Genomic DNA, 10931 nt, shown 5'->3' with positions numbered 1-10931 from the left:
TTCGCGCGTCGGCGGGACGGGCTAGGATGCGGCGATGAAGCCCATTGCTCTTGTGCTGCTCGCACCGCTTGTCCTCTCCGCCGCGCCCCTGCCCGAGGGCAGTCGCCTGGCCGTCCATGTCGGCGGCCGCGCGATCGTCCAGGGCGGCGAGATGCGGTTCGGCTGGCCGGGCACCTATGTCGAGGCGCGCTTTCGCGGCACCGACGTCACTGCCCGGGTCGAGACGCATGGCGACTTCCTGCAGGTGAGCGTGGACGGCAGGCCGTTCCAGACCCTGGTGACGCCGGGGCCCGCGACGGTGCGGATCGCGGGGCTGAAGCCCGGTGTCCACGCCATCCGCATCGACAAGCTGACCGAGAGCCAGTCGGGCAGCAGTAGCTTTTTCGGCTTCTTCACTCGTGGCACGCCGCTGCCCGCGCCGGCCCGGCGCGCCGGGATCGAGTTCATCGGCGATTCGCACAGCGTGGGCTATGGCAACACTTCGGCGACGCGCACCTGCACGGCACAACAGGTGCACGACACGACCGATACCAGCCAGGCCTTCGGGCCGATCGTCGCCAGGCGGCTGGGCGCCGATTACCGGGTGATCGCCTATTCGGGCTATGGGATCGTCCGCAACTATGCCGGCAAGTTCGCGAGCGAGAACCTGCCCTTCCTCTATCCGCGCGCGCTTCCCGGCGATCCGGCGCCGGCCGCGCCCGATCCGGACTGGAGGCCGCGGGCGATCGTGGTCAACCTGGGCACCAACGACTTCTCGACGCCGCTCCACGCGGGCGAGGCCTGGACCGACGCGGCGGCGCTGCGGGCCGCCTATCGTGCCCGCTATATCGATTTTGTCGAAGAGCTCCGGCGCCGCCAGCCCCAGGCGCGCCTGGTGCTGATGGGTGCCGGGAATTTCCAGGCCGATGTCGCGGCCGTGGCCGCGGCCACCGGCGCGACGATGGTGCAGGTGCCTGCGCTCGCGATGACCGGGTGCAACTGGCACCCCTCGCTCACGGACCATCGCCTTATGGCCGATCTTCTGGCCGCGACGCTAAAAGGCCGGCGCGGCTAGCTTCACGTCCGCCCGGACCCAGGCGGCGGCGAAATCCTTCTCCGCTGCGCCCGCATCCTTGCCCTGGGCCTTCAGCGCCTGGGCGAGGCCGAGCAGGGCCCAGCCGTTGCGCGGATTGCGCCGGGGATCCAGGTCTTCGCGGAACACCGCCTCGGCTTCCGCCGCCTTGCCCGCGCCAAGCAGCGCGGCGCCGAGCAGGTGGCGGGTCGGGAAGAACTCGTCCGAAGGCTCGTTGTACGACAGCGCGTCCTCGACGGTGACGGCTTCGCGTAGCAGCGCGACCGCGCGGGCCCCGCCCTTCCGGGCGAGCGCGATCCGGGCCTCGGCCCGCAGCGCGGCGATGCGGAAGAGTGGCGCGGCCATGTTCATGCCGGCCAGCGCATCGGCGGGGGCGGCCGCGATCCTCGCCTTCAGGCCGGCCAGCTCGGTCTCGGCCTCGGCAATCCTGCCCGTGGCGGCGAGCGCGATGGTGCGGGCCGACAGCCAGTTGACGGTCAGGTCGAGCAGCCGCGCATCGGGTCGCGGTTCGGCCAGCATCTCGTCCCAGCGGCCGAAGCGGACCAGCGCCTGGTAGAGATAGCCGATCCCCCAATCCATGCCGGGCATGGCGGCGGCCTGATCGTCGGTGAACACCAGCCGCACGTCGCGCAGCGCCTTGATCGTCTCGGCGGCGCGCCCCTCCATCGCCGTCGAGGCGGCGAGGAACTGGAGATTGTGCGCCGAATACATCGGATAATAGTCGATCGCCGCGGTCCTGGCGTAATAGGCCTTGTCGGCGGCATCGGCATCGCGATTGGCCACCGCCGATTCCTCGTAGCGGCCGACGCGCTGGAAGATGTGCGAGGGCATGTGCACGAGATGGCCCGCGCCCGGCATCATCGGGCCGACCCGCTCGGCCGCGGCCACGGCGCGGCCCGGCGTGGTCGAGGCTTCGACGGCGTGAATGTAGTAATGGTTGGCGCCGGGATGCTGCGGGTTGCGCTTCAGCACCGTCTCCAGCGTGGCGACGATCTCGGGCGTGTCCTTGGCCGGGCTGCCGTCGGCATTCCACAGCTTCCACGGGGTGCGGTTCATCTGCGCCTCGGCGAACATCGTCAATATGTCGTCGTCGTGCGGAAATGCCCTGGCGGCGTCCCGCATCGCATCGCCATAGGCGGCGAGCAGCGGCGCGCTGTTGCTCGGGTCGACCGGCTGGGGACCGGCATAGCGCCTGGCCAGCGCCAGGATCAGCGCGCGGTTCGCCGGCGTGGCGCCGGGCGCCAGCGCCTCGGCCTTTTTGAGCGCGTCCCAGGCGACGCGGGCCCGGGCCTCGGCCATCATCGGCATGTTGTAATTGGGGCCGAGGGCGAGCGCTACGCCCCAATGGCAGATGCCGCACCGGGGATCGGCCTCGGCCGCCCTGGCGAAGCTGCGCGCCGCCTCGTCATGGTTGAACGCCCAGAGCAGGCGCATGCCCTGGTCGAAATAGGCCTGGGCGGCGGGCAGCTTCGTTCCGGCATCGCGGTGGAAATCGCCGAGATCCGGGAAGAGCTGCGCGCCATGCGCCCAATCGGCGAGCGTCTGCGGGAAGCCGTGCCCGCCATGCATGCCGGCCATGTCGCCCGTCTGTGCCGTGGCGGGCAGGACCAGCAGCGGTGCCGCGAGCAGAACCAGGAAGCGCGAAAGTCCGATCATGGCCGAGTTCCCCCTCGGGCCGGCAGGATATACCCGCCGGCCCTCGAGCTCAATCGGTTCAGACGGCCTTCAGCGCCTCCTCGAAATCGGCGATCAGATCGTCGGCATCCTCGACGCCGATCGAGATGCGGACGAGATTGTCGGTGATGCCCAGCGCCTGCTTGCGCGCGTCGGGCACCGAGAGGTGCGTCATGCCGGCCGGGTGGCTGGCCAGCGTCTCGGTGCCGCCCAGCGACACGGCGAGCTTGGCGATCTTGAGGCTGTCGAGAAAGGCGAACGCCTCCTTCTCGCCGCCCTTGAGATAGAGCGAGAAGGTCGAGCCCGCGCCCGTGCAGTGGCGCCGATAGATGTCGGCCTGGCGCGAGCCCTCCTCGAGGAAACCGAGATAGCCGACATGCTCCACCTTGGGGTGCGCGCGCAGGAACTCGCAGACCTTCACTGCATTCTCGCCGGCGCGCGACATGCGCAGCTCCAGCGTCTCGAGGCTGCGGAGCAGCATCCAGGCGGTGTTGGGATCGCAGATCGTGCCGATCGTGTTGCGCATCAGCCGGATCGTGTTGATGTGCTCCTTCGAGCCGAGCACGCCGCCCGCCACCAGGTCCGAATGGCCGCCGGCATATTTGGTCAGCGAATAGACGACGATGTCGGCGCCCTGCTTGAGCGGCTGGGCCCATAGGGGGCCGAGAAAGGTGTTGTCGATCGCGATCGGCGGCTTGTTCGGCCCCTTGAAGATCGCGTCGCGGCTGGCGGCGACGGCTTCGACATCGACCAGCGCATTGGTGGGGTTGGCCGGCGATTCGAGATAGATCAGCGCGACGTTGCCGCTGGCGGCCTTGCCCAGCACCGCATCGATCTCCTCGCGCGTGGCGCCGGCCGGGAAATCGAGCCAGTGCACGCCGAAACGACCCAGGATCCGGGCGATCAGCGTCTCGGTGGCGGCATAGAGCGGGCCCGAATGGACGATCGTGTCGCCCGGCTTGACCATCGACAGGAACAGCGTGGCGATCGCCGACATGCCGCTGGAAAAGGCCAGCGCATCCTCCGCCCCTTCCCACACGCCCAGGCGATCCTCGAGGATCTCCTGGTTCGGGCCGTTGAAGCGCGAATAGACCAGGCCCTCGGCTCCGCCCGGGCGCTTGCCGGTGACGCCCTCGAAATGGCGCTTGCCGGCGGCGGCATTGGGGAAGACGAAGGTGGAGGTGAGGAAGATCGGCGGCTTGAGCGAGCCTTCCGACAGCATGGGGTCGAAGCCATGGCCCATCATCAGGGTGGCGGGCTTGAGCTTGCGCCCGCCGACCGTGTCGACATCCGCCTTGGGGCGGCGGCGCGGGGTGGCGCCGGTCAGGTCGGCTTCGGTCTCGTCGGTCATGCGGTCTCTCCGGTCAGGGGCGTGAGCGCCGCCTGTTTCGTATCATCTGTAACGAGCCGGGGGCGGGATCGCACCCCCGGATGCGGCGAAAGTTTGCGAAGTCTGCGCTTTGGGGACCGATTCCGCCTTCTCGCGCGATCCCGGCGTCGCCTGGCCTCGCGCGGGGGTGCCGGATGCGTTCATGCCAGTCCGATGATCGAGATCTGCCGCCCGTAATCCGGCTCGCGCCGATGGGTCGCGCGGCGATAGGAATAGAAATGTCCGGGCTGGGCATAGGTGTCCTGCCCCAGCATCTCGACGGTGCGGAGGCCCGCCGCGGCCAGCCGGTGCGCGACATAGGCTTCGAGATCGAACTGCCAGTGATCCTCGCGCCGCCCCTCGGTGAAGAAGCGCTCGTTCGCCGGATCGGCCTCGGCGAACCGGGCGAGGAAACCGGCATCGACTTCATAGGAGGCGCGGGCGATGCAGGGGCCGACCGCGGCGACCATCCGGTCGCGGCTCGCGCCCAGCATCTCCATCGCAGCGATCGTCGAATCGGTGACGCCGCCGATCGCGCCCTTCCACCCCGCATGGGCGGCACCGACCACGCCGGCCTGCGTATCGGCGAACAGCACCGGCGCGCAATCGGCGGTGAGGATGCCGAGCGCCATCCCCGGCCGATCGGTGACCAGCGCGTCGGCATGCGGGCGCAGTCGATCCTCCCAGGGCGCGGCCACGGTGACGCAGTCGGCGGAATGGACCTGATGCACCGAGACGAGGCGGGCGTCGGGGAGTACCGCCTCCACGGCGCGGCAGCGATTCTCGGCGATCAGCGCGGGATCGTCGCCCGAGCCCAGCCCGACATTGAGGCTGGCCATGTCGCCCGTCGAGACGCCGCCCTTGCGGCCGAGAAAGCCGTGCGCGACTCCGGCCAGCGCCCGCGCGCGGAAGATTTCGATCTCGCTCACAGCATGCGCCTCATCAATCGATCCTCATCGGCGTGCTCGCCGACCATGAAGGCATAGCGGCCGCGATCCTCGAACCCGTTCCGCTCGTAGAATCGCCTGGCGCGGTGATTGTCGACATAGACCGAGAGCCACATCTCCTCCGCGCCTCGCGCCCGGCCCTGCTCCAGGGCCCAGTCCAGCAGCAGCTGGGCCGCGCCGCTGCCCTTGGCCCGCTCGTCGAGATAGAGCTGGCGCAGCTCATAGGTGCGCGCGCTGGTCTCGGCGGGGAGGGTGAGGTTGCTGGTCTTGGCGAAGCCGGCCAGGCCCCGTTCGTCCTCGGCGAGCCGGAAGCGCAGCCCGGGCTCGGCGAACTCCCCGGCCCAAGCCTCGGGCGTGAAGCCGGCGAGGAAGTCGGCAAGGTCCTTCGGCGCGTAGAGATGGCCGAAGGTCGCGACGAAGCTGGTGCGGAACAGCGCGTCGATCGCGGGCAGGTCGGCCTGGGTGGCGTCGCGGTAGATCATTCGAACCCCGCCGGCACCGGCCAGCCGGGCGCCGTCAGCGCGATCACCTTGAACAGCTCGCCCATCTGCTCCGGATCGGTCAGCCGGTCGCGATCGATGGCGAGCTGGCCGGCGCGGTCCGGCGCGGCGAGCGAGAGGCTGGCGGTGCGCTCGGCGATGCCGAGCCGCATCAGGAAGGCGCCCTGCGTCACCGGGCCATGGACGACCAGGCCCTCGGCCCGCGCGGCCTCGGCGAGCGTGGCGAAATCGACATGGGCGGTAAGGTCCGCCTCGCCCGGCATGTCGAAGGGATTGGCATAGGCATGGCCCTTCACTGCCTGGAGCGTGTCGCCGATCGCGGGGCCCATATAGCCATAGTCGACGATCAGCGCGGCGCCGCCCTGATCGTTCAGCCGCTTGGCGAGCTGGCGCAGCACCGCGACGCCGGCGGGCGAGGTCTCGAGGATCGAGCCGGGCGCGGCGTCCCTGAAGTCGCGCGGGATGATCATGTCGAAGCTGCGATCGCCCTGGATCGGCAGGAACAGCATGTCCTGGCAGGCGACGAGCCGCTCGCGCCAGCCTTCCCCGGTGGCGATGAGCTGGCGGATCGGCAGCGCGTCGAAGAATTCGTTGGCGACGAAGATCAGCGGCGCATCGTCGGGCAGGCCGACCAGGTCGAGATGGAATTCGGCATGCGCCACGCGCTCGGCCTGGGCGGCACGCAGCGTCGGGCTGGTCTCGACCAGGTCGACCGGCGGCGCCAGCCCCGCCTTGGCCATCGCGCGCAGCGCGTCGGCGGCGAGCGTGCCGCGGCCGGGGCCGAGCTCGACATAGCGGACGGGCGGCTCGCCGGCGCGCTGCCACAGGTCCGCCATCCACAGGCCGATCAGCTCGCCGAACATCTGGCTCACTTCGGGCGCGGTGGTGAAGTCGCCCCGCGCGCCGAGCGGATCGCGCGTCGCATAATAATGCGCGTTGGCGGCGCCCATGAACTGCGACAGCGGGATGGGCCCGGCCATGGTGATGGCACGGGCCAGCCGCTCGGCGAGCAGCGGCTCGGCGGCATTGGCCGCGCGTTCCCCCGCCGGGGCGTCGAGAGGATTCTCGCTCAGGCCACGCTCTCCGTGCCGAGCGTGGGCTCCACACGCTGGCGGCGGCCCTTGGCGGTGACGATCAGATAGATGCCGCCAAGGATCATCGGTAGGCACAGCACCTGGCCCATATGGATCACATGCTCGAAGATCGTGCCGGCGAACTGCGAATCCGGCTCGCGGAAATATTCGACGAAGAAGCGGAAGCAGCCATAGCCGAGCAGGAAGATGCCGACGAGCCTGCCCGGCTCGTAGCGCGCCTTGGTGCGCCAGAAGGCATAGGCGAGGATGGCGAAGAGGAGCACGCCCTCGAGCGCCGCCTCGTAGAGCTGGCTCGGATGGCGGGCCAGCGGGCCGGCGCCCGGGAAGACGATCGCCCAGGGCAGATCCGCCGGCTTGCCCCACAGCTCGCCGTTCACGAAATTGGCGAGGCGGCCGAAGAACAGGCCGAAGGGCGCGCAGCAGGCGACGTAATCGTGCACGCGCAGCCAGTTGAGCCCCTGGCGCCGGCACATCAGGATGATCGCCAGCGTCGTGCCGATCACGCCGCCATGGAACGACATGCCGCCGTCCCAGAGCTTGAAGATGCGGATCGGGTCGAGGAACATCCCGGGCGCATAGAAGATCACATAGCCGAGGCGACCGCCCAGGATGATGCCGAGCGTGGCGTAGAAGACGAGATCGTCGGCATGGCGCTTGCTCATCGGCGCGCCGGGCTGGCGGAGCAGGCGGAGGAGATACCACCAGCCGACCAGGATTCCGGCGATATAGGCCAGCGAATACCATTTGATCTCGAAGAAGCCGAGATTGAGCGCGACCTTGTCGAGGCCGAGATCCTTGAACTGGATATGGTCGGCCGCGGCGGCGGCCAGGGTGGAAAGCAGCACGGGTGATCCCTCCGGGTGTCGGGCCCCGATAGAGCAGGCTCGCCGCAAACCCAAGGGCCTCGCGACTGAAGGATGACTCGCGTTCGGCATGGGGGAGCCGGGGTGACAGCCTTTGGCGGGCAGGATAGACGGCATGCGATGAAGGTCGATTTCGGCAAGCTCCAGAAGCTGGATCGGCGCACGCTGCTGATCGGCGGCGGCGTGGGCGTGGGGCTGGTGGTCGCCTGGGCGGTGTGGCCGCGCACCTATCTCCCCAATCTCACCGCGGCGCCGGGCGAGAGCCTGTTCGGCGCCTGGATCAAGATCGGCACCGACGGGCACGTCTCGGTCGCCGTTCCGCAATGCGAGGAGGGGCAGGGCGTGTTCACCGCCATGCCGCAGATCATCGCCGACGAGCTGGGCGCGGACTGGAAGCTGGTGGGCGTGGAGCCGGCACCGCTCAATCCGCTCTACGCCAATCCGCTGGCCGCCGAGGAATTGTTCGAGCTGGCGCTGGGCGGGCTGCCCGAGCAGCTGCGGCGCAGCCATGCCGCGCGCACTGGGCTGGTGCTCACCGGCTGCTCGACTTCGATTCGCAGCTTCGAGGATCAGCTGCGCCATGCCGGCGCCACCGCGCGGGTGCTGCTGTGCAAGGCGGCGGCGCGGCGCTGGGGCGCGGAATGGCAGAGCTGTGACACGGCCGGCGGCCAGGTGATCCATGGCAATTCGAAGCTCGGCTTCGGCGCGCTGGCGGCGGAAGCGGCGGACGAGCGCGTGCCCGGCGACGTGCCGCTGCGCACCGGCGAGGCGAACCGGCTCTACGGCCAGGAGCTGCCCCGGCTCGACGCGCCGGCCAAGGTGGACGGCAGCCTTCTCTACGCGGCGGACGTGCGCTTGCCGAACATGGTGTTCGCCTCGATCCGGATGGGGCCGATCGGCGAGACCGAGCTGGTGAAGCTCGACCGGGCGGCGGCGAACCGGATCCCCGGCATGCTCTCGATCGTGACGACCAGGGACTGGGTGGCGACGATCGCCAACAATGGCTGGGCGGCGGAGCGGGCGATCGACGCGATGCGCCCGCGCTTCAAGACGCCCGAGGAAGTGATCAACAATGATTCGATCGCCTCGGCGCTGAGCGACGCGCTGAACGCCGACGGCACGCGGATCCACGAGGCCGGCGACCTTGCGGCGGATTTCCGCGGGGCGAAAGTGGTCTCGGCCGAATATCGTGTCGACGTGGCGCTCCATGCCGCGCTCGAGCCGATGACCTGCACGGCCAATTATCATGACGGGCACCTCTCGCTCTGGCTGCCGACCCAGGCGCCGGGGCTGGCGCGGGCGGCGGCGGCGCGGGCGATCGGCATCTCCGAGAGCTCGGTGACCGTGCATGCGACGATGGCGGGCGGCTCGTTCGGGGCGAAGCTGGAACATGCGGTGGCGGAGCAGGCGGCGCTGCTCACCGAGCGGATCGGCCGGCCGGTGCAGCTCACCTGGCCGCGCGGCGAGGACATGCGGCACGATCGCTACCGCCCGCCCGCGATCGGCCGGATGACCGGCAAGCTGAACCCGCGGGGCCAGGTCTCGGGCCTGCTCGCCAAGATCGCCGCGCCCGAGACGGGCCGCGAACTGGCGACGCGACTGCTGGGCAGCGATCCGGTGGTGCAGGCGTCGCTCGCGTTGCCCGGCAAGGGCGATCCCTCGGCGGTGGCGGGGGCGCGGCCCTTCTATGCCATCCCCAATTACGCGGTCGATCACCATGTCGCCGCGATCGGGGTGCCGACCGGCTATTGGCGCTCGGGCGCACACAGCTACAATTGCTTCTTCGTCGAGAGCTTCATGGACGAGCTGGCGCATGCCGCCGAGCAGGACGCGGTATCGTTCCGCATGGCGATGCTCGGCGGCGAGACGCGGCTTGCCCGCTGCGTGCAGATGGCGGCCCAGCTGGGCGGCTGGCAGGGTGGCCAGCCCGGCAGCGGCCAGGGCATCGCCTGCCACGCCTTTCGCGGCTCCTATATCGCAGTGATGGCCGAGGCGCGGCTCGAGGGGCGCAAGGTGAAGGTGGAGCGGCTGGTCGCGGCGGTCGATTGCGGGCGGGTGGTGAACCCCGACCTGGTGACGCAGCAGATCGAGGGCGGGCTGCTGTTCGGCATGGCCGCGGCGCTCGCCGGGTCGACCGGCTTCACCGAGAACGTCGCCGATGTGCGCGACCTTTCCGAGCTCGGCCTGCCGACGCTGGCGGATGCGCCCGACATTACCGTGGAACTGATCCGCAACGCCGCCGATCCGGGCGGCGTGAGCGAGCTCGCCGTGCCGCCGGTCGCTCCCGCCATCGCCAACGCGCTGCAATCGGCGAGCGGCGTGCGCTTCCGCGTGCTGCCCCTGCTCTCGGACGTCGAATGAGCGTCCCGGCCGGGCATCCGCCCTTCTTCGCCCCGGACAGGATCGGCGTGCTGCTGGTCAATCTCGGTACGCCGAGCGCCCCCGATGCCGCATCGGTGCGGCGCTACCTTGCCGAGTTCCTGTCGGACCGGCGCGTGGTCGAGATTCCGCCGATCGCCTGGCAGCCGATCCTGCACGGGATCATCCTGCGCACCCGGCCGCGCAGGTCGGCGCATGCCTATCGGCAGGTGTGGCGCGAGGACGGATCGCCGCTCGCCGCGATCACCGCCGCCCAGTCCCGGGCATTGCAGGGCGCGTTCGGGGAAGGGAATTTCGTCGACTGGGCGATGCGCTATGGCGAGCCGAAGATCGCGGACCGCCTGGCCTCGATGCAGGCCCATGGCGCCCGGCGCATCCTGATCGCGCCGCTCTATCCCCAATATTGCGCGGCGACCACCGCCACTGCCAACGATGCGGCCTTCGCCGCGCTGGCGAAGATGCGCTGGCAGCCGGCGATCCGCACCCTGCCGCCCTATCATGATCACCCCGCCTATATCGCCGCGCTCAAGGCATCGGTGGAAGCCAGCCTCGCCCGGCTCGACTTTGTGCCCGACGCGATCCTGGCGAGCTTCCACGGCATGCCGCAGCGGACCCTCGATCTCGGCGATCCCTATCACTGCCATTGCCGCAAGACCGCGCGCCTGCTCGGCGCGGCGCTGGCGGACACGCTGGGGGGACGGGAGCTGATCGTCACCTTCCAGTCGCGCTTCGGCCGGGCGAAATGGCTCGAGCCGGCCACCGACGCCATGCTCGCCGCGCTGCCGGGCAAGGGCGTGACGAAGGTCGCGGTCGTGGCGCCGGGCTTTTCGGCGGATTGTCTCGAGACGCTGGAGGAACTGGCGATCCGCGGGCGCGAGACGTTCCTCGCCGCGGGCGGGAGCCGGTTCGCCTATCTGCCCTGTCTCAACGACAGTCCGGATGGCATCGGGATGCTGCGCACAATTTTAAGCGAGGAGCTTGCGGGCTGGACCGAGCCTGCCTAGCCTTTCGGTGCACCACGAAGGAGAGGAAA

Annotated in this window: 9 protein-coding genes; 3 read left to right on the top strand and 6 right to left on the bottom strand. The window is 69.8% G+C overall.

Translation table 11 applies throughout. From position 1 onward, the window contains the following. The first annotated feature begins 34 nt into the window (after window positions 1–34). On the top strand, window positions 35–1054 hold the full coding sequence (locus tag CAP40_RS00540) for an SGNH/GDSL hydrolase family protein (protein WP_086127420.1): 1020 nt from the start codon (window positions 35–37) through the stop codon (window positions 1052–1054). On the opposite strand, the gene CAP40_RS00535 is transcribed toward CAP40_RS00540, so the two are convergent. The 6 genes from CAP40_RS00535 to lgt all read right to left on the bottom strand — a co-directional run bounded on the left by CAP40_RS00535 (window position 1034) and on the right by lgt (window position 7501). Further along, window positions 1034–2728, bottom strand: coding sequence for a hypothetical protein (locus tag CAP40_RS00535; protein WP_086127419.1), 1695 nt, complete (start codon window positions 2726–2728; stop codon window positions 1034–1036). The two genes, CAP40_RS00540 and CAP40_RS00535, sit on opposite strands and share 21 nt — an antisense overlap. A gap of 58 nt (window positions 2729–2786) precedes the next feature. Then, the gene (locus tag CAP40_RS00530; RefSeq protein WP_086127418.1) at window positions 2787–4097 is read right to left on the bottom strand and encodes a cystathionine gamma-synthase family protein; all 1311 of its coding nucleotides are present in this window, start codon (window positions 4095–4097) and stop codon (window positions 2787–2789) included. A gap of 179 nt (window positions 4098–4276) precedes the next feature. Beyond that, on the bottom strand, window positions 4277–5044 hold the full coding sequence (gene pgeF / locus CAP40_RS00525; protein WP_086127417.1) for a peptidoglycan editing factor PgeF: 768 nt from the start codon (window positions 5042–5044) through the stop codon (window positions 4277–4279). Then, entirely contained in the window at window positions 5041–5544 is a 504-nt protein-coding gene (locus CAP40_RS00520; RefSeq protein WP_086127416.1) for a GNAT family N-acetyltransferase, read from the bottom strand. The genes pgeF and CAP40_RS00520 overlap by 4 nt, the downstream gene beginning before the upstream one ends. Next, window positions 5541–6542, bottom strand: coding sequence for a class I SAM-dependent methyltransferase (locus CAP40_RS00515; RefSeq protein ID WP_086127415.1), 1002 nt, complete (start codon window positions 6540–6542; stop codon window positions 5541–5543). Before CAP40_RS00515 ends, CAP40_RS00520 begins: the two co-directional genes overlap by 4 nt. 89 nt (window positions 6543–6631) lie before the next feature. Beyond that, on the bottom strand, window positions 6632–7501 hold the full coding sequence (gene lgt / locus CAP40_RS00510; RefSeq protein WP_256923950.1) for a prolipoprotein diacylglyceryl transferase: 870 nt from the start codon (window positions 7499–7501) through the stop codon (window positions 6632–6634). Between the two features lie 138 nt (window positions 7502–7639). Here lgt and CAP40_RS00505 point away from each other — a divergent pair, with 138 nt between their 5' ends. Both CAP40_RS00505 and hemH read left to right on the top strand, forming a co-directional pair. Then, window positions 7640–9880, top strand: coding sequence for a xanthine dehydrogenase family protein molybdopterin-binding subunit (locus tag CAP40_RS00505; protein ID WP_086127413.1), 2241 nt, complete (start codon window positions 7640–7642; stop codon window positions 9878–9880). Further along, window positions 9877–10902 (top strand): ferrochelatase, encoded by a 1026-nt coding sequence (gene hemH, locus CAP40_RS00500; RefSeq protein WP_086127412.1) that lies wholly within the window; start codon window positions 9877–9879, stop codon window positions 10900–10902. Before CAP40_RS00505 ends, hemH begins: the two co-directional genes overlap by 4 nt. Window positions 10903–10931: the final 29 nt, after the last annotated feature.

It is taken from the genome of Sphingomonas sp. IBVSS2, from assembly GCF_002127225.1.
Taxonomy (GTDB): Bacteria; Pseudomonadota; Alphaproteobacteria; order Sphingomonadales; family Sphingomonadaceae; genus Sphingomonas.
This window is presented reverse-complemented; position numbering and strand designations above follow the sequence as displayed.

Coding starts and splice junctions, on each gene's coding strand:
- hemH (WP_086127412.1), top strand. CDS start 9,877: ATGAGCGTCCCGGCCGGGCATCCGCCCTTCTTCGCCCCGGACAGGATC.
- CAP40_RS00540 (WP_086127420.1), top strand. CDS start 35: ATGAAGCCCATTGCTCTTGTGCTGCTCGCACCGCTTGTCCTCTCCGCC.
- CAP40_RS00535 (WP_086127419.1), bottom strand. CDS start 2,728: ATGATCGGACTTTCGCGCTTCCTGGTTCTGCTCGCGGCACCGCTGCTG.
- CAP40_RS00530 (WP_086127418.1), bottom strand. CDS start 4,097: ATGACCGACGAGACCGAAGCCGACCTGACCGGCGCCACCCCGCGCCGC.
- CAP40_RS00520 (WP_086127416.1), bottom strand. CDS start 5,544: ATGATCTACCGCGACGCCACCCAGGCCGACCTGCCCGCGATCGACGCG.
- CAP40_RS00505 (WP_086127413.1), top strand. CDS start 7,640: ATGAAGGTCGATTTCGGCAAGCTCCAGAAGCTGGATCGGCGCACGCTG.
- CAP40_RS00515 (WP_086127415.1), bottom strand. CDS start 6,542: ATGGCCGGGCCCATCCCGCTGTCGCAGTTCATGGGCGCCGCCAACGCG.